The organism is Micromonospora olivasterospora (genome assembly GCF_007830265.1).
GTDB classification, from domain to species: Bacteria; Actinomycetota; Actinomycetes; order Mycobacteriales; family Micromonosporaceae; genus Micromonospora; species Micromonospora olivasterospora.
In genome coordinates, this window is record NZ_VLKE01000001.1 from 6,177,129 (window position 1) to 6,196,508 (window position 19,380).

Below are 19,380 nucleotides of genomic sequence, written 5' to 3' on the forward strand. Positions count from 1 at the left end.
GGAAAGGTCACTGACCGTAAAGGTGTCGCTGGTGTGGTCGTGGTTCGGCGTGCCGTCGGTGCGGGGGGCAACACCACCCGGCACCGTAGTACGGGCACCGGCCGCATCCGGCGTGCCCGGCGTCCCAGCCGTGCCCGGAGCGCCCGGCGCACCCGGCGCGCTGGGTGTGGCCGGCACCACGGACGTGCCCGGCGCACCCGGCGCGCTGGGCGTGGCCGGCACCCCGGACGTGCCCGGCGTGCTGGGGGTGGCGGGCGTGGCGTTGCCGGTGGCCTGGGCGAGTACCTGGTGGTATCCGTCGACCCAGTCCCGTTGGAAGGATCCGGCGAGGGTGTCGTGGCTGGCCGGTTCGACGCCGTACTTGCGGGCCAGGGCGGTGAACTGGGTTTCTGCCTGGCTGGTCGCTGCTGCGGTGTGCTGCTCGGGAGTCACCGGCGCCGGCGGCGCGTCGGTAGGCCGGTGTGCCGGGGTGTCCGTGCCGGATGGGGTGGTGTGCGGTGCGGTGGTGTCGGGAATGGCCGCGGCCGTGACCCGGGCGGGCAGGTCGGTGACCGCCTGCCGGACCACGTCCGCCACGGCGTTGACCTGCGCGGCGTCGAGCCTGACCACCGCAGCCGACGGCACGGCGGGCGGCACGGCCAGTGGTGCGGCGGGTAGTGGGGTGGCGGGTAGTGGGGTGGCGGGTAGTGGGGTGGCGCCGAGGATCGCGTCGAGGCTCCGGTCCACGTGGGCCCGCACGTCCCGCTCGACCGCGGCGCGCACGACCTCCGACGGCGGCGGCGCCCCGGGACCCCCGGCACGCCAGCGCCCCCGGCGGGACGACGCCGCCGGGCGGGACGACGCCGCCTGGCAGGGGCGCGGTCGCCGGTGCGCCCGTGGTGAAGTACTGATTGAGGTGATGCCCGACGGCCAGGTGCGCGATCGAACGCAACGCCTGCCGGTCGAACTCCCCCGGCAGCGCGGCGACAACCTGCTCCGGACGTACCGCCGCCGGGATCTGCCCGCCCGCCGGAATCGACCCCGCGAGGGTTTCGGTGACCTGGGCGACCGCCCGGTCCCGGACACCGAACAGGAACTGATCGGTCAGGGCGGTGGCGGGCAGACCGACCTGAGACAGGAAAACGGGCACGGCCGGATCACCCTGCCGGGCGTCGGCCCACTCGGTGAACACCCGCTCGACCGGCACGGGCAGCCCGGCCAGGAACCGCCGCGCCTGCCCCGTCCCGGCCAACAACCCACCGTAGCGGTCCGCCAGATCCTGCTGGAACCCATGCCACTGCTCCACCACCGGCCCACCCGCTGCCGCGACCCACGCCGGCACCGGCGCAGCCGGCATCGACAGGTTCGACACCGACCACGACGGCACCGACAGATCCAGCTTCGGCGCGGGCAGGTCCAGCGCCGGCGCGGGCAGGTTCGAAGCCGGCAGCAGCGGCACGGGCGGGGGCGGCGGGGCCTGCGCGCCGGCACCCGCAGGCTTCGGATCGTCGACCCCAGCCTGGTACCCGGTGGACGTGTCCCCACCAACCGGTGTCGGCCCCACCGGCAGGACCGGCTTACCGTCCGGCGTGAACGCGAGGTGAGGCACCTGCACCCGGGGCTGCATCACGGCGCGACTCAAGACCAGCCCGAGCCCGCTCGCGGCCGCCCCGCCTGCCCCCGAAATCGCCCCGGACAGAAGATCCGCACCGAGATTACCGGGGTCCCAGTACCCATCGACCATCAAGCTGGCACCGATACCGAACAGCCCCTCCCCGAGGGTCTCCGTCACCGGCCGCGACAGCACATCGGTCAGCAGATGCTTGGTGGCATCCGACACGGCGAGCTTGCCGACCGCGCCCGCGACAACGCCAGCGACCCTGCCCAACGCCGGCCCGCCCACCGTGCCGAGGAACGCCACCGCCCCCGCGAACGCCGCCTGCTTACCGACCGTCGACCAGTTCACCCCCGGCTGCAGACCATCGGTCATCATCGACACCTCGGCCAGCAACGCAGAACCCGGCATGAACAACATCTGCATCGCCGTGCCACTCGCCGCCGACCGCACCAACGCCGAACGCAGAATCGCCTGAATGATCGTCCGCGTCTGGGCGATGTGCGCCGCCGCCCCCACCGGATTCCAGAACCACATCGCCGCGGCGACAGCGAACTCGGCAATCATGAAGTTGAACATGGCCAACGCCGTACGCTTGCCGACCTCCGTCTCCACGAAGAACTTCTTCTCCGCCTCGACCACGGCGAGCATCAGGTCGGCCGTCTCGGCCATCTTCCTCACAAACGGAGCGGTCTGCGCCACGAACCGGTCGAAGGCCTCACCCTCCCCCGCCTGCCGGACCGCCCTGATCGTCTGCTCCAGCAACGGACCCAGCACCGTACGCACCCGATGCTCCAGCGTTCCCAGCGTGCCGATGTCATCCCGCAACAACGGCAGCTTCGCCCGGGACACCCTCATCCCGGTGAACGCTTCCAAAGCCTGCAACCAGCTCTCGTTGAGCTCAAGGGTCGGACCGGCGGCGGCCATCGCGCACGCTCCCCTCCCTGCCCCGAATCAGGGGCACCGAGTGCGGATCAGTCAGCCGCGCTGACCGCCGCCCCAGCCTCCGACCACTTCGTTGCAGTGCGGATCAGCCGCGATGACCGCCGCTCATGTCCGGAACCATGTCATTACTGCCGTCCTCCGTGTAAACCCCGTTACGGTGATAGAGGCCCAGCTTCTCGCCCTGGAACCCGGACGCGTTAGCCAGCAGACCGAGGATCCCGAGCACCTGGTTCCCGAGGAGATTCATCACAATCGCGCGAACCGCCTGGCTCTGCTCGTCCTCCCCCGCCCACCGGCATTCGGCGACGCTCATCAGCGGGTCTATCGTCCCAATCAGCTCCTCCTTGAACTCCCCCAGCAACGGCACCCGCTGGGCCAGGGCATCCCCGTTGAAGCTGATCGCTTTTTCACTCATGACGCCGCCCGTCCCTTCTGCCGGTCAGCCTTGTTGGAAGCCAGGCCGGTTACACCCTCGAAAAGTTCCTCCATGCTCGTGGCCGACCGCGCGATGTCGCCGAGCCCGGCATGGTCAGCCAGCAACTCGGCGGTACCCGCCATCGTCTTCCGCTGGGCGCCCTCACGAGCGGTACGCGCCGTCGTCACGATCAGGTCGGCCAGCTCCGCCGGCGCGAGTTGCCGGTAGGCGTCCCCGTTGAAGGTGATCCGGGTCAGCTCGCCCTGCCCACCCACGGTCACCGACAGCAGCTTCTTCTTGTCCTCCACAGTGGTCTTCGACCGGGCCACACGCCGGCGTACCCGGTCCGCCGCGGCCTCGACCTCGTCCAGGGCCGCACGCATCTCGACCAACAGTTCCTCGTCGCCCAACATGCTCATCGCGTTACCTCCTCTACCAACTCACGGTTGGGCCGCAGCGGCGGGTTCACTTCGGCGAAACAATGTTAACGGCCCCGATACCGGCGGCGCTCATCCTGGACGCCGGGACGCTCGTCAGGCGTGTCGAACTCGTCGTCCTCGACCCGCGCACCACGACCGCGCCGGCCGATCACCGCGGGCGCACAGTCGGGGTCGGTACCCCAGACCTTCTCGTCCTCCTTCAACCAGGTGCTGCGCTGACGATCGCGGTCCTTCCCGGGCTGCCCCCCACCGGGCATGCCCGGCATCATAGGGGGCATGAACGGCATGCCGCCCGAGCCAGGCTGCGGGGCAGGTACGCCGGCACCCGCGCCCGTGGCCATGCCGGCACCCGGTGTCGGGCCCGGCCCCCCGAGAGGCACCCCCAACTTGTCGTGATTCAGCGCCCCGGGCGAGCCGGGTATGCCGGGCACCGACGACAGGCCCCCGGTACCGACCTGCACCCCGGGCATTTTCGGGAAGGCGGCCGAGCCGGGTTTCGTGACGTCGCCGAGCGGCGGGGGGGTGAGGTTCCCGCTCATGCCCGGCTTGGGCGACACGTTCTTACCGTCGACCGTCGTCGGGAACTGATTCTTGTCCACCGGCGGCGTGGGCCCCGTGTCAGGCCACGGCAAGTTGCCCGGGTCCTTCAGGCCCGGTACGGACCCGACCCCGCCTCCGCCCCCGCCGGACTGCCTCGACGGCTCGGGCAGCCCCAGGTTCGACCGCTGGGCGTCGTTGATCGGGATCCGGTCCAGCAGCCCGCCCTTCTGCAACGCGCCAAGCTGATCCGGATTGAGCTGACCGAGCGTCTTCGCACCGTTCGGCGCCGCCAGACCGTGCTCCCGCAGGAAGGCGGCCTGCTCAGGAGTGAGCGGTACCTTGTTCAGTAGCCCGGCCGAATCCAGCTGCTTCAACTGCGCCGGCGTCAGATCACCCAACGAGTGCGGCTCGGGCAGCCCGAGGTGCGCCCGCTGGCCGTCGGTGATCGGGGTCCGGTCCAGCAGCCCGCCCTTTTGGAGCGCGTCAAGCTGATCCGGATTGAGCTGACCGAGCCTCGTCGCGCCGTTCGGCGCCGCCATGCCCTTCTTTTTCAGGAAGGCGGCCTGCTCAGGAGTGAGCGGCACGTTGTTCAGCAGCCCGGCCGAATCCAGCTGCTTCAACTGCGCCGGCGTCAGATCACCCAACGACTGCGGCCCGGGCAGCTTGTTGTTCGCCTGTGCACCGTTGGACGGGAAGAGGCTGCCCGGGCCGCCGGTGAACGGGTTGCTCGCACCGCCACCGCCACCGCCACCCGCACCGCCACCAAAGGAGGTGCCGAAGCCGTCGCCATTGACGAACGGATTACCCGCACCACCACCGCCGCCGCCACCGCCACCGCCACCGAGGCCAGCAAAGGAAGTGCCGAGGCCGTCGCCATTGACGAACGGATTACCCGCACCACCGCCACCGCCGCCACCGCCACCGCCACCAAAGGAGGTGCCGAAGCCGTCGCCATTGACGAACGGATTACCCGCGCCCCCGCCGGCATCCGGCTTGACCGACTTGGTTATCAGGCTTCTGGGATCGAGATTGACCCCGCCGCCGCCGCCAGACGGGTTGCCCAAGCCGTCATTGGCGAACGGGGCCTGCACCGTCATGCCGCTCTTCAGCTCATTGGGGAACGGATTGCCCGCGCCACCAGCGGCGAAGGAGCCCAACCCGCCGCTATTGGTGAACGGATTACCCGCGCCGCCGCCAACCGCAGCGCCAAACCCGCCGCCGTTGGGGAAGGGATTACCCATGCCGCCGACGTTGGCGAACGGGTTGCCCATGTTCGCGAACGGGTTACCCATGTTCGCGAACGGGTTACCCATGTTCGCGAAGGGGTTACCCATGTTGGCAAAGGGATCGCCCCAGTTGGCGAAGGGGTTGCCCATGTTCCCGAACGGATCGTTGGCGAATCCGCCATTGGGCATCCCCCCAACGTCGTTGGGCATCGGGAAAGGTGCCGGCGGCTTCGGGTCGGTGATGCTTATCGGATTGCGTGCATCGACGAACACCGACTTCAGCTTATCCGCCGCAACCAACGCCGGCTTGAAGGTCTCGATGGCGTTTTTGGCCCACATCTGGCGCAGATGCCGGTCCAGCCCGTTCCACTGCTCGACGCTGAAGGCATCGAACGGGTGATATTCCACCCACTCCGGCGGCGTCCACAGGACGGTCATGTCCTTTGGTTTTCCCATTTTTTGGGATTCTGCGGTCGTTCTCTCCTTGGTGTTGGCGTACTGCTGGCCCAGGTCCCAGGCGTTCGACTGGCCATCGTGCAGGTCGCCATACTGGAGAGTGCTCTCGTTGAACATCCTGGCGATGACCCGGTACGGATGCTGCCAGACACCGCCCGGGTGGATCTGGGTCCACCTGTCGAAGGTGTCCTCCACCGCTACGATGAAGTCCTTCATAGCCTGCTCGACCTGGGACAGCGCCGTGTCCCAGATTTTGAACTGGGGATTGACGTCGACGAGGTACTTGTTCGCGTTCTGCACCCGACGGATCCAGGCCATTTCGGCGGAGCCTTTGAAGTCGGGGTTCTTGACGTTCACCGACTTGATCTGGTCGGTCAGCGAACCCGAGATCCCCATCGCGTGGGTCGTCAGGTTGCCCAGGATCTCGCGAACCGACCCGATCGAGTTCGGGTCGAACGCCTTACCCGGTCCGGCCACCTTGGGCAGGTCGTAGGCCATGCGTTCCCACGCATTGCCGAGAGCGACGACCTGGTTGTCCCCGCCGTTGATCACCTTCGTCGGGTCGGTGGTGTTGCGCGTCTGGCCCTGAGCATTTTTGTTGTTGGTCACGCCCACCCACACCGTCAGCCGGGTGACGTGCTTTATCGCCCCGTCCTGTCTCCACCTGTAGAAGGTGACCGCGTCCTTGTCGTAATCGGGCATGTAACCGCCGAGTTCCTTGTGCGAGCTGATCTGGGTGATCAGCCAGTACCCGGGACCCTGGATGGTCTTCGGCCGGTAGTCATTGTTGATGGAACCCCCGTCCCCGTCGTCTCCGCCGCCGAGCACCAGCCCCAAAATGCTCGCCAGGGCATCCTCGAACGTCGCGGTGTTCGTCATCACTAACTCCCGGAAGTGGGCATGAAGTACTCGAACTGCTCGGCGCTCAACGTGCTCGCATCTTCGACGGCATCGGAGTCGGCCAGCAGGAACTTGATGCCGTGCTCCAGGATGTTGATTTCGCCCCGCGCGCCCTTGAAGCGCGCGGCGAGGCCCGCCCGAACGCCGTCGATCCTCTCCGTCAGGGCCTCCGCCTCGGTGAAGCCCTTCCCGCCGAGATGCAGCTTGAACGGCTTCGTGAAGTCGACCGTCGAATCCGGCAGGGAGCCGTACGGGTAGTCCTTGCCGTACATCAGGTCGATCTCATCGATCTGCTTGGTGTAGACGCCCTGCAACTTCCGCAGGTAGTTCTCGTTGATGACGATGTTCTTCATCGTGTTTCCCTCTCGACGGAGTCGGTGCAGCGGGGACTCGGCTGTGCCGACCTGGCGCATCCGAGGTCTGGACGAGTCCATGGACAGCGGTGGGTCAGATGCACTGGTCCACCCGGTGGTGCGGCGGACCAGTGCATCTGACCCAGAATCGGCTCGGCAGGATCGCCGTCCCGACCTCGTGTGGCGTCGGTTCGGCTGGGTCCTTGCATCAGGTAGGTGATCCGTCGCGTCAGTTGCGCTGGACAGGCATCAGATGCACTGGCTCAGGACACCGACGCCCAGCGGCCTCCTAACTGAAGATGGCCGCGCCCTTGTTGTCGCCCATAACGTAGTTCTGGACGATCTCCAGAAGGCGCGCCTGCCCCACCGTCAGGGCCTGCCGCATTTCCTGCTGGCCCTGGCTCCACAGCGCCTGAGCCTGCGCGTAGGTTTCCGGCGCCTGGCCGTTGTTGGCGGCGGTGAACCGGTTCACATGCTGCTGGAGATTTTCCAGCGACCGATCGAGGTCGCTGGTTTCCCTGCGCAGTTCCTCGGCGACGGTGTGTGCCCCGGCGGGATTGATGGCATAGTTGGCCATCCTTGGCCTCCTTGACGTTTGTCGGTCCGGGTTTTGTCGGCCCGGGTTTTACGGGTGGGACGTTCGGCGGTCAGGCTGAGGCCCAGCCGCCCGACCGCATGGCGTTGTCGTCTTCGGTCGTGGTGGTCAGTTGCGAGTACTGCTGCATGTTCTCGTTGAGCATGTTCAGGCCCTGCTGGACCTTCTGGAAGCCGGCCAGCCACTGGTTGACGGCCTCCTGGAACCGCACCGAGGCCGCGTCGCTCCGCCACTGGGAGGCGAGGTTGCTCTGTGCGGCCGTGACGTTGCGGTAGCTGTCATGGGCCTCGTTCTGTGCCTGGGCGAACGCGACGACCATGCCGCTGATGGTCGCCTGATCGGCGACAATTCCCATGTTGGTTGGCATGACTCTCCTTGTTTGTCATCCGGCGCGCGTCGCCGGAAGGCGTGTGATGTGGTTGCGCCTGCCGCGTCCGGCCGGTGAGCCGGGCCGCGGCGTGGATCGATCGGGTACTCGGCGGCCTCACCCCCCTTCCGGCCGGACCAGTGCCGGCCCGGCGGGCAGCATGGCGACCAGCGCGGTGGGCATGACCACCGCCTGGTTGAGGGAATAGCCCAGGGTGGCGACATCGCCGCCCATGATCGGGTAGGCGATCCCCCCGTCGTTGACGAGCAGGCCCTGCTGCCGCCACGGATCGGTGTCCGCGCTCGCCCGGGGCATCAGCAGCGCTCCCCCGCCCGGCGTCACCCGCACCGTCACGGCGGACTTTCCGCCGCTGCCGCCCGCCGGCATGCCGGTCGCGGTGGCCAGGACGACCGCGGGTTTCTCATCGGCCTGTCCCGCGAACTCCACACAGGCAACGGCACCCTCCGACAGGGATGGCGGTTTGGGCGGGCTGGCCGGCATCGTGGTCAGTGGGCGCACCGGGCTGCGCTGGCCGGCGGCGACCAGATCGGCCGCGGTGATGGCGGTCTCCGTCGCAGCGCCCGGCGTGGCCCGCCGCAACAGGTACTCGGTCTCGGTCAGCGGGGCCAGCCCGCCGGTGGTCATCAGGTAATGGCCGACCTTGCCGTTGCCCATGTCCACGGCGAACAGTTGACCGATCGACGTCGGCCGGCCGGCCACCCTCGGCCCGGCGCCGCCGGCCCCGGCCAACGTCGGCGGGCCGACCGTACCTCCCGACGGGATCAACTCCAGCCAGGTGGTCGCCACCGGCACCGGGACGAGCATCCCCAGACCCAGCACGTCGGCCATCCAGGGCTGGGGAAGGAGCAGCCGCCGCCCACCCCACAGCAGGTAGGTCTTCCCGCCCGCCGTGACCGGCAGCGCCTGCCCGTCGCCGAGCGGCTCGGGGGCCGCCGGCACGTCGACGTCCAGGACGACCCGGCCGGCACCCCGGCTGCAGGCACGCCACACGCCCCGGTTGACCCGGTTGGCGGCGGGTAGGACCTGCGGCCCGGCCGGGGTGCCCACCGCCGCGCCCCGCGGCAGCTTGGCGAGCTTGGACGAGGACACGGTGACCGGGGTGAGTCGACCGCCGGCCAGCAGCGTGGCCGTCGCCACGTCATTGACGGGGCGCAACTGGCCGTTGACCAGCACGTACCGCGCCCCGGTCGAGGAGTCCACCACCAGCATCCGCGGCTGCTGCCAACTGGTCGAGCCCGATCCCGGCATCAGCGCCCAGATCGCGACCCCGCCCAGCAGCAGGATCCCGAGCACGAGGCCCGCGAAGGTGCCGGTGCGGTCCCGGCGGGTCGGTGACTCGCTGGTCTCCGGCTCGGCCCGCACCAGCGCACCGGTCACCCGGGTCATCATGTACCGCTGGGCGTCCACCTGGTCACGACGCGACGACATGTCAACCCACCCGCGCCCGGATCACGTCGATCAGGCCGGTGATGACCACGACGGTCGGCGCCAGGGCGGCCACCGCCGCGGTATGCGCCAGGTCGCCCAGCCGGCCCCAGATCGGGTTGAACCGCCGGCCGACCGGGATCCGCGCGGCCAGCCCGCACGCCGCCACCATGATCAGGCAGCAGCCGATGGCCAGTTCGGCGGCGAGCTGACCCCGATCCGTGATCGCCGTCAGGCACCAGGTCGCCACGGCGGCCAGCGCCGGGCCGGCCAGCGCCAACCGGTGCCAGGTGCTCGTCATCGGACGGGTGACCAGGATCTGGGCGGCGGCGGCCAGCCAGGCGGCCAGCGGCGCGGCCCAGCCGGGCGCCGCCGCCAGCCACACCATCGCCGCCCCGGAGACCAGCCCGAGTGCCGCGTACAGGGCGGTCATGAACTGGTCCGCGGCGGCGGCCCGGGTGAGCACCTCGGCGGCCGGTTCCGGGTCGATGTTCTCCTGCAGGTCCGCTGGTTCGGCGGGCGTCTCCGGCAGGGCGAGCCCGGCGAGCTTGAAGGCGGCCGCCGGTACCGCCGGGCGCAGCGCCGTGGTGGCGACGAGCATGATCGCGGCGATCGTGGTCCAGTCCAACGTGGCCCTGGTGCGCAGCAGGAGCGCGGCGACGATCAGCAGCCACGCCGCCAGCAGGCCGACGGTGATCTGCCGCCAGCCGGTGCGCGGGAAGACGAACGCGGCCACCAGCAACGCGGCGACGGTGCCGGCGCTGGCACCCACGAAGATCAGCCGGGGTACGGAGGCATCGGCCAGTGGCGAGTGCGGCGCGACCGCGCCCAGCGCGGCGAGCACCGTCCCGGCCACGCAGGCGGCGCCCAGGATGCCGGCCGTCGCCCGGTCGGCCAGCTTGCGCACCACCGCGAAGCCCGCGACGAAGCACATCGCCGCCATCACCGCGAGCAGCACCGGGCCCCGGGGCGCGCCCGGCCACATCCGCGCGGCGGCCAGCCAGGCGGCCAGCCAGGCGGCGAACAGCAGCAGGGCGGTGACCCGCGTGGTCTGCGGGCGCCACAGCCCGGACCGCTTGCGGAGGCCGGCCGAGACGCCATCGACAAGGTCGTCGTAGGCCAGCGGCGGAATCTGGTCGGTACGCGGGCGTACGTGCACAACCTCGCCGTCGACCAGGTCGAGGTCACCGACGGTGCTCGACTCGTCGAGGGCCGGCCCGCCCAGCCGCTGGACGATCCAGCCGCTGTGCTCCAGCCCGCGATCGGCGAGGTCCGGTCCCAACGCGCTCAGCAGGGCCGGCATCATGTCGGCCAACGGGATGTGGGTGGGCAGGCTCACGTCGACCTGACTGGTCGGTCCGACGACCAGCAGCCGGCAGAGTTCTCCGCGCTCGGCGCTCATATCCCGAACACGCCTGCGCTATCACCGGGGTTCACGAGTTTTTGTTAATCGCCAGTCGGTGTTGCCGCGCGAGCGGTAGGCCGTGTCCGCCAAGATCCGATCGGGTCGGGGTGCGGGGTCGGTCGACGTCGGCGGCCCGGTGGCCTCCGGCACGGCACGGCGGGTCAGCCGTCGCGTAAGCGCCGAAGTTCCCGCGCCGCGCGCAAGCTCACGCGGCTGCAACAAGCCCTCTCTTCCCCTCCACGCGGATGTGCTCGCAGCGTGGCCGCATCAACGACAAGATGGCCCTGAACGTCCGAGCGTGGGACTGCCGGTGCGGCAGCACCCACGACCGGGACGTCGACGCCGCCATCAACATCCTGGCCGCCGGGCAGGCGGACAGGCCAAACGACCGTGGAGCGCAGGTAAGACCGGGACTTGTCCCGGCACCGCGCGGCGAAGCGGTAACCCACCCGGACGCCGCGTGTTCCACCCGCAGCGTGGAGGGAATCTCCGTCCTTCAGGGCGGAGATGATGTCAAGCGTCCCAGATCGGACCGTATGCCGGGATGCCGACCAGCTCCAGGCCGTGCACCACCTGCCAGGTGACCTTCTTGTTCGCGACGCAGACGACCGCTTCCGCGCCGAAGGTGTCGTACGCCCCGTACGCCAGCCGGAGCATGTCGGGTTTGCCGTACGCGTCGGTGTCCCAGATGATCGCGTCGGGTTGCGCCGCCAGCACCTCGTCGACCAGCGCGCCGTACGTCTTACGCGGATTGCGTGTCACCCAGACCAGATGGGACGACACCTCATTGGCCATGAGGTGGGCGAGCACGGGGCCGATTCCGCTGCCGGTGGCAACAAAGAGCACCTTCTGGAAGAGCCGCGCGACATTGGCCATGCCCGCGGTCGGCGTCCCCCGTACCCACAGATGCGTTGGCGGATTGTCGATGAATTCCGCGGTCCAGTCGCCGGCTCTGGAGACAACCATGCGGTGGCTGCCGGGAGCCTCTTCAGGCGCAGAGATATTTGCGAATGAATGCCATTCCAGCAGTGGTCGCCGACTGACCATCTGGGTCGATCCGATGAGCGGCTGGTTCGGGCCGTCGAGGTTGACCACCGCCACGTGGGCGGATGGATGCTCGGTATCGACGCGGACCTTGCGCAGTAGCAGCCAGGGCATCGCGACGGACACGGTGGCCACCGTGAGTAGCCATACGGCCGGTGTGGTCAGCAGTGCGAACGCGCCGCCGTGCCGGGTGGTGACGAACAGCACGGTGTTGATCCAGGCGAGCGCCAGCGCAGCCCAACCACAGAACCGGTGCGTTATCTCGAACGTGTCGTGCGCCCTGGCTCGCAATGGTGGCAGGGCCAGGATGCTCATGACCACGAAGAGCGTCACCAGCGCGCCGGAAACGACGAGATTGGGGACCGATACGTGCCCCCGATGGTGCAGGTGGTCGTACATCAGCGATACGACAAAGACCAGATACCACGTCGTTCCTGACGCGGCCAGGCCGACGTGCAGTCCGCCAAAGTGATAGATCTTTGCCAGCGCCCAGCGGACCGGCAACGGCCAGGTCGTGGGTGCGCGGGTGGCCAGCCAGAACAACGCATTGACGATCCACTGCTGGCGGACGACGACGGCCAGCGTCACGTTCACCAGAGCAACAATCTCCATCGATGTCAGGGCCGTGGCCTGACCGGCCCACCAGCTGCCCGATGCCACGGCGTGCCAGCCCACCGCCAGGTTGGCCACCACGACCAGCACGATCAGGCGGTGGTAGGGCATGACGCGGGGATCCTTGAGAATCCGTCGGATCGGCGGTACGGGCGGCGGTAGCTCCACCTCCAATAATCGGGTCAGCGAGCGGGGCGGCCCGGTTAGGGGCCGCCCAAAAATGGTGATGCGGCTGCTGACTTTGCGCATGGCTTCGACGACCCGGAAAATGACGGCCTCCTTGGGGTAGGCATTAGGCCAACCTGGGGATCTTGGAGGTTGGCCGGGCTAGATCAACTACAACTGAGCCGATCTCAGCTACGCGAATGGGTTGATTGGTGCGACACGGATGAAGGCACTCAGGCCGGACAGCGCTGGAAGTGGACGTGAGGCCCTCGGTAGTTAGTTCTCGCCACCGGATCACCACACGGTGAGGACCCACGTGATCGCATACCATGCCATGGTCGACGTCCCGAGGGAACTCCTGCGGTACCTCGGCCGGCTGTTTGGCGCGGACGTCGAGCCAAGGGGACACGGCGCGGCACCCGCGCGTTGACCTGCTTCTACCAGGCGCTGTCGGCGGCCTCGGTCTGGGCCTGGGTGAACGCCATGACCATGCCGGTGATGGTCACCTCATCGGCCGACAGGCCGAACTCGCCGGCCACGATCCCTCCGTTGGGGTGGCCATGATGACTCTCGTCAGCATCCGGCGGCTGTCGCCGGAAGGTCCGTGATGTGGTCGCGCCCGCCGCGTCCGTCGGGTGGGTCGGATCGCGGCGGCAGCAGCCGGGCCGGGACCGTGCGCTCGCCCAGGAACCAGTACTCCCGGCCGGCGGCCGGCTCTCCGGCTCCGTCAGCATCGCCGGAGTGGGCGCCGGAACCGAACCAGGTGGCCGGTGTCGCGGCACGGTCCAGCAGCGCCTCCGCCTCGGGCGGCAGTACCACCACGTCGAGGGTTTGGTCCTGGTTGCGTCGCCGATCGGTGACCGACGTGACCGGGCCGAGGTCGACGGACAGGTACCCGAAGGCGAGCAGCAGCGCGGTCCACGCGGTGTCCGGCTCGGGCAGACCGCGGACCAGCGGAGCGACCGCGGTGAGGCACAGGTCCCCGGAGCGCGACAGGTGCTGCCAGCGCAGCAGGTCCACGCAGGCGACCAGAGTCGGCAGCGGGTCCGGGTCGGGGCAGGCGACCGGCGGCTGGCCGTCGACCGGCGGCAGCCAGCTCAGCTCGCTGTGCCCGCGTACCGCCGGCGCCGGCTTGACCAGCTCGGCCGCGCCGATGCCCAACTGGGCCAGCAGCCAGTGGTGCACCCGCCCGGTACGCATCGCGGTGACCGCCCACGTCCAGGAGGCCGGCTCCCCCCGCCACCCCGCCGCCTCCTCGGCCTGCGGACCGGACCCGGCTTGCGAATCCGACGCGAGCGGCGAATCCGACGCGAGCGGCGGGTCCGACCCGGCCGGCTGGGGGGCGCCGGTGGCGTACAGGTCGCGCGGGTCGCGTAGGTAGTTGTACCGCGCGCCCTCCAGCCACAATGCCAGCGCGGGATGCCCCGCCGGGGCCAGGATCACGTCGTTGAGGACGATCTCGTCGGTGAGCGCGTGCAGCGTGAACCCGTACGTCGACGCGGCGACCCGGTCGAACAGTTCCGGCAACCGGGCCGGCCCGTCGGCCTCCGGCTGCCCGTGCCACCGGCCGCGGAACAGCCGGTACCCCCCGCCCGCCGGCCCCTCGGCACGCTGGTCCGCCCGGCCGGCGGCCCGCTCGTCCGGCGGAAGCACGGTGTCCGAAAGGAAGTGCAGGTCACCGTCGGCGTACAGGCCGCCTAACCGGTGCACCACCTCGACCCGCAGGTGGTCGCTGGCCGCGGCGAAACCCTGCGGCAGACCCCGGTTCAGCTCCAGGGCGTACGGGGTGTGCAGGGTCATCGGCGCGTTCGCGTGGAACAGTTCGGCCACGCTCACCAGGTGGATGCCGTGGGTGCCGGCCCAGGCCAGCAGGGCGCGTATCGGGGCCAGCGGATCGGGCCGGCCGGCCGGCGCGGGCGGGGTGGCGCGGGCCTCGTCGAAGCGGGCCCGCGGGATGTCCGTCCACAGCACGAAGTCGACCTGGCCGGCGTAGCTGTCGGCCGCCGCGCCGTAGTTGGCCCAGAAGCCGTTCGACTCGGGCAGCGGCCGGCCGAGCCAGATGCCGTGCACGATGTGCGGGATGGCGGTGGTGTCGGGCAGGGGCGGCGTGTGCTCCGGTTGGCCCCAGAGCCGGGCGGCGCCGTCGCGCCGGAACGTGCTGACCCGGCCCGCGTCGGCGGCCAGGGCCGCGGGTGTCAGGTCGGCGGCGCGGGGGGCCGGACCCGTCATACTCAGCCGCCGCAACAGCGGCGCGACCAGATGCGGGGCGAGACGGCGGACATCGGTGCCGGCGAGGAACTCCGGCGCCGGCGGCAGCCGACGGGAGCCGAAGATGTCGCCACCGATCCAGCGGCGCGCCAGGTTCTCCTCGACCGCCCACGTGTACAGGCCGGGATAGGTCATCCGGCGCAGCCAGTCCAGCAGTCCCACGTCGCACGGCCAGGCGGTCGGCGTTGCGGACGGCCCGGGCAGGCAGGCCGCGGCCCGCAGCCGCCGCGCCAGTTCCGCGGCGGCCGCCACCGCCGGCTCGGGCGCCACCGCCGGCTCGCGCGCCACCGCCGGCTCGGGCGCCGCGGCCGGCTCGGCGGCGCGGGCCCGTGGGGTGGGCGTACGACGGGGGCGGGTGGCGGTGCGGGTCATTGGCTGGCCTCGGTGGTTACCGCGGGGTCGGCTGCCAGAGCCGTCTGGATCAGCCGGCTGCCGCGCCGGGTGCACAGCAGCGCCCGGCCCGGGGGCAGCGTCCGCGGCCTGGTGTTACCCAGCAGCGGACCCTCCGTCGGCGGGCAGGACAGCGCCACGTCCGGAGTGTTCAGTTCCTGGATGCGCCGCAGCAGCGGGTCCATCGACAGCCGCATCGCCCCGGCCGCGGTCCGCGCGACGACCACGTGCAGGCCGATGTCGCCGCCCTGGGGCAGCAACGGGGTCAGGCCGGCCAGCGGATTGTCGGGCCCGGCGAGCAGCTCGTAGTCGTCGACCAGGACGTACAGCTCGGGGCCGGACCACCAGTCGCGGGCACGCAGTTGCTCCGGGGTGATGTCGGGGCCGGGTACCCGCGGCTTGACGCCGGCCACCGCCTCGGCCACCGTGTCCCGGGTGCTGTCCGGCGAGACCGAATAGCCCAGCCGGTAGGCGGCCGGTACGTCGTCGAAGAGCTGCCGCCGGTAGTCGACGGCCATGATGCGCGCCTGGGCCGGGGTGTGGCTGGCGACGATCGCCTGGGCCACGAGGCGCAGCAGGTTCGTCTTGCCGCTCTCGGTGTCCCCCAGCACGGTCAGGTGCGGCATCGCCCGGAAGTCGTGCCACACCGGCGCGAGCTGGTCCTCGTCCACGCCGAGCGCGATGCGGGCGCCCTCCGGCGCCGGCAGCTCGGCCATCGGCAGCGAGACCGGCAGGGTGCGTACGGCGGCGGCCCGTTCCCCGGGCCAGCTGTCCGCCACCGCGGACACCAGGTGCTCGGTGGCCGCGGCGAGCCCCTCGGCCGACTGGACGCCGTCGATGCGCGGCAGCGCGCCCAGGAAGTGCAGCTTCGCGTCGGTCAGCCCGTGCCCCGGCCGGCGGGGTACCTGGGCTGCCGCGCGCAGGTCGATCCCGGATTCCACCGGGTCGCCCAGGCGCAGTTCGAGGCGGGTCCCGATCTTGTCCCGCATCGACATGTGCAGCTCCGACCAGCGGCCCATGGAGATCATCAGGTGGACCCCGTAGTTCAGGCCGCGGGCGGCGATGTCCCGGGCCATCTCCTCCACCGGCTCGAACTCCTGGCGCAGCGCGAACCACCCGTCCACGACCAGGAACACGTCGCCGAACCGGTCCTCCGGGATGCGACCGTCGGCCTGCGCCTGCCGGTAGGCGTCCCGGCCGTGGATGCCCAGGCCCGCGCAGCGGCGTTCCCGCTCGACCAGGATCGAGCGGACCTCGGCCACCGTGCGGCCCACCCGCTCCGGTTCGTGCCGGCCGGCCACGCCGCCGATGTGCGGCAGGCCGGCCAGTCCGGCCAGCGCACCGCCGCCGAAGTCGAGGCAGTAGAACTGCACCTGCCGCGGCGAGTGGGTCAGGGCCAGCCCGCACACCAGCGACCGCAGCAGGGTGCTCTTGCCGCTCTGCGGCCCGCCGGCCACGCCCACGTGCCCGCCGACCCCGGCCAGGTCCACCACGAGCAGGTCGCGCATCTGCTCGAACGGCTTGTCGATGAGACCGACCGGTACCTGCAGGTACCCCTGCTGGCCGGCGTCGATCGGACGCAGCCCGTGCTCGGGATCGGGCAGCAGCGGCGGCAGCACGTCGTCCAGGGTTGGCGCGTCCTCCAGCGGCGCCATCCACACCTGGTGTGCCGGCGGCCCCTGGTCGACCAGCCGGTCCACCAGCGCGTGCAGCACGGTGGTGCCGGTGTCGGCCGACTCGTCCGGTGCCTGCTCCACCGGCGGGCGCGGCGCCGGGACGGCGGGCGCGGCGGCCCGGGCGGTGAACGGGACGACCTGGCTGGCGATCACCTCGCGGTGCAGCCTGGGGCCGCGTACCCGGTGCGGGCCGGACACGTACGCGGCCTTGAACCGGGTGATGCTGGTGACGCTGGAGCGCAGGTATCCGTTGCCCGGATCGCCCGGCAGCTCGTACGCGTCGGGTACGCCGATGACCGCCCGCGACTCCATCGCGGAGAAGGTGCGCAGCCCGATGCGGTACGACAGGTGGCCCTCGAGCTGGTGGATGCGCCCGTCCTCCAGCCGCTGCGAGGCCAGCAGCAGGTGCACCGCGAGCGAGCGGCCGAGCCGACCGATCATCACGAACAGTTGGATGAAGTCGGGGTTGGTCGCGATCAGCTCGCTGAACTCGTCCACCACCAGGAACAGGGTGGGCAGCGGGTCGAGTTCGGCGCCCTGGGCCCGGGCCTTCTCGTAGTCGCGCACGGAGGTGAAGTTGCCGGCCCGGCGCAGCAGCTCCTGCCGGCGTACCAGTTCCCCTTGCAGCGTGGTCTGCATCCGGTCGACCAGCGCGGCCTCGTCGGCCAGGTTGGTGATGAGCGCGGAGACGTGCGGCAGCCGGTCCAGCCCGACGAAGGTGGCGCCACCCTTGAAGTCCACCAGCACGAAGTTGAGGGTCTCCGAGGAGTGCGTGGCCGCCAGGGCCAGTACCAGGGTGCGCAGCAGTTCGCTCTTGCCCGACCCGGTGGCGCCGATGAGCATGCCGTGCGGGCCCATCCCGCCCTCGGCGGACTCCTTGATGTCCAGCTCGATGGGGGATCCGTCGGCGGCCACCCCGATGGGTACCCGCAGCCGGTCGGCGGGCGTGCGGTCGTCCCACCGCTCGCGGGGGTCGAAGGTGTCCAGATCGGTGATGTCCAGCAGGTCCGGCAGGTCGAGGACGGCGCTGAGCCCGCTGGCCGGCTGCTCGCCGGTGACCTTGGTGGCGTGCCGGGCCATGATCCGGGCCAGCGTCCGCAGCCGGGTCAGGTCCAGGTGGTCGGGCGCGGCGAGCCGGGTGCGCACCTCCCGGCCCACGTGGTCCTTCTCGATCATGTCCACGTCGGTGGCGGACACCTCCAGGTTGAGCACGTTGTCCCCGTCGGCGAGGCCGCGGCCGTCGAAGTCGACGAGGACGGCGTTGCGGTACCCGGAGACGGTCAGCCGGGCGCCCGCCGGGATGACGCCGCCGTCGCAGACCACCACGACGAACGGTTCCTCGCGGGAGGGCTGGGCGTCGTCCTCGTACCGGGAACGGCCCGCGAACTCCGCACCCAGCAGCCGCTCCACCTCTTCCAGGGTGGCGCCGAACAGCCGCACCGACCCGGCGGCGTCGACGTCGGTGGCATGCTTGGCGTGCGGCAGCCACTTGGCCCACTCCCACTGTTCCGCCTGCTCGGCGCCGACGCACAGGGCCAGCCGCAGCTCGTCCGGGGCGTGGAAGGTGGCCAACTGGGCGAGCATGGCGCGCACCATGCCCCGCGCCACGTCCCGGTCGCCACTGATCCGCACGTGCGCGAAGCCGGGCAGGCACAGCGCGACGGGCTGGTCGGGCACCGTCGTGTACGCCTTGATGAACCGGCGCAACGCCTTCGCGCACACCGGTTCCAGGTCCTCCACCGGCTTGGTCTCCAGCGGGCTGATCCGCACCGCGAGCCGCTGGGCGCCGGTACCGACCCGGATCTCGCCGAAGTCCGGATGCGTCGGCCGGCGCTCCCACAGCCGGCTGGTCATCGCCAGCGACCACAGCGACTGCGGGTCGGGGTGCCGCCAGGCCAGCGCGGCCCGCTGTTCCGCCGCGTAGTTGCGGACCTGCCCTCTGGTCTGGGCCAGATAGCGGAAGTAGTCGCGCCGGTCGCCGTTGAGCTGTTGCTGGCGCTGGCCGGAGTGCATCGTCATTCCGAACACCGCCATGGCCAGCATGCCGCCGCCCATCATGACGAGCATCACGATGCCCATCGGGCCTCTGAGCGAGCTGCTCATCATCATGAACATGAACCCGCCGGTCATCAGCAGGCTCGGCAGGATCATCCCGAGCGAGCGGAATCCCGCGGGCTGGACCTCCGGGACCACCGGCGGCTCCTGCAGGGTGATCTCGCCGTGCGGCAGCTCGGGTCCGTTGCGGCGGGCCGGCCGCCGGAAAGGTCTAGTGCTCACATCCGTTACACGGCTGCGAGCCGGAAAGAGTTGACCGGCACCGGGATCATTACTCTCCGCACCGGGGTCGCCGCTGGGCGCCCCCTGCGACGGCCGGGCGCACGAGCAAGCCGCACCCGCCGCACCCGAGGCGGGCGGAGCGATGGCGGGCGTGACCGCCACGAACGCGAACCGGCCCGTACCGCGCATTGCCCCGCCGACCATCTTGCGCAGGCGCCGGGCGGCACGGACGAACTCTGCCGAGCCGCCGAGCCGCCGAGCCGCCG

12 protein-coding genes and 1 pseudogene are annotated in these 19,380 nt (G+C 70.6%); 1 reads left to right on the top strand and 12 read right to left on the bottom strand.

The annotated features are described in order from the left end of the window. Positions 1 to 7: 7 nt before the first annotated feature. The 9 genes from JD77_RS35260 to eccD form a co-directional block, all read right to left on the bottom strand. Positions 8 to 2,521: a hypothetical protein gene (locus JD77_RS35260; RefSeq protein WP_145776878.1), complete on the bottom strand. Its 2,514-nt coding sequence runs from the start codon at positions 2,519 to 2,521 to the stop codon at positions 8 to 10. Between the two features lie 103 nt (positions 2,522 to 2,624). Beyond that, on the bottom strand, positions 2,625 to 2,954 hold the full coding sequence (locus JD77_RS28020; RefSeq protein WP_145776879.1) for a hypothetical protein: 330 nt from the start codon (positions 2,952 to 2,954) through the stop codon (positions 2,625 to 2,627). Next, positions 2,951 to 3,373 (bottom strand): YbaB/EbfC family nucleoid-associated protein, encoded by a 423-nt coding sequence (locus JD77_RS28025; RefSeq protein ID WP_145776880.1) that lies wholly within the window; start codon positions 3,371 to 3,373, stop codon positions 2,951 to 2,953. The genes JD77_RS28020 and JD77_RS28025 overlap by 4 nt, the downstream gene beginning before the upstream one ends. Positions 3,374 to 3,438: 65 nt before the next feature. Next, positions 3,439 to 6,495 (bottom strand): hypothetical protein, encoded by a 3,057-nt coding sequence (locus JD77_RS34875; protein ID WP_145776881.1) that lies wholly within the window; start codon positions 6,493 to 6,495, stop codon positions 3,439 to 3,441. 2 nt (positions 6,496 to 6,497) lie between these two features. Beyond that, positions 6,498 to 6,869, bottom strand: coding sequence for a hypothetical protein (locus JD77_RS28035; protein ID WP_145776882.1), 372 nt, complete (start codon positions 6,867 to 6,869; stop codon positions 6,498 to 6,500). Between the two features lie 289 nt (positions 6,870 to 7,158). Next, positions 7,159 to 7,446 (bottom strand): WXG100 family type VII secretion target, encoded by a 288-nt coding sequence (locus JD77_RS28040; RefSeq protein ID WP_145776883.1) that lies wholly within the window; start codon positions 7,444 to 7,446, stop codon positions 7,159 to 7,161. 70 nt (positions 7,447 to 7,516) lie between these two features. Continuing rightward, positions 7,517 to 7,831, bottom strand: coding sequence for a WXG100 family type VII secretion target (locus tag JD77_RS28045; RefSeq protein ID WP_145776884.1), 315 nt, complete (start codon positions 7,829 to 7,831; stop codon positions 7,517 to 7,519). 117 nt (positions 7,832 to 7,948) lie between these two features. Then, positions 7,949 to 9,280, bottom strand: a complete 1,332-nt coding sequence (eccB, locus tag JD77_RS28050) for a type VII secretion protein EccB (protein WP_145776885.1) — start codon at positions 9,278 to 9,280, stop codon at positions 7,949 to 7,951. 1 nt (position 9,281) lies between these two features. Next, complete coding sequence (gene eccD, locus JD77_RS28055; protein ID WP_145776886.1) at positions 9,282 to 10,679, bottom strand: type VII secretion integral membrane protein EccD; 1,398 nt, start codon at positions 10,677 to 10,679, stop codon at positions 9,282 to 9,284. 236 nt (positions 10,680 to 10,915) lie between these two features. On the opposite strand from eccD, the pseudogene JD77_RS35735 reads away from it, so the two are divergent. After that, a pseudogene (locus JD77_RS35735) lies at positions 10,916 to 11,266 on the top strand (zinc ribbon domain-containing protein); the annotation flags it as partial. On the opposite strand, the gene JD77_RS28065 reads toward JD77_RS35735, so the two are convergent. The 3 genes from JD77_RS28065 to eccCa all read right to left on the bottom strand — a co-directional run bounded on the left by JD77_RS28065 (position 11,196) and on the right by eccCa (position 19,114). Further along, positions 11,196 to 12,587, bottom strand: coding sequence for a ferredoxin reductase domain-containing protein (locus JD77_RS28065; RefSeq protein WP_211372710.1), 1,392 nt, complete (start codon positions 12,585 to 12,587; stop codon positions 11,196 to 11,198). The pseudogene JD77_RS35735 and the gene JD77_RS28065 overlap by 71 nt on opposite strands. A gap of 489 nt (positions 12,588 to 13,076) precedes the next feature. Continuing rightward, complete coding sequence (locus JD77_RS28075; RefSeq protein ID WP_145776888.1) at positions 13,077 to 15,143, bottom strand: hypothetical protein; 2,067 nt, start codon at positions 15,141 to 15,143, stop codon at positions 13,077 to 13,079. Next, positions 15,140 to 19,114, bottom strand: coding sequence for a type VII secretion protein EccCa (eccCa, locus tag JD77_RS28080; protein ID WP_145776889.1), 3,975 nt, complete (start codon positions 19,112 to 19,114; stop codon positions 15,140 to 15,142). The genes JD77_RS28075 and eccCa overlap by 4 nt, the downstream gene beginning before the upstream one ends. Positions 19,115 to 19,380: the final 266 nt, after the last annotated feature.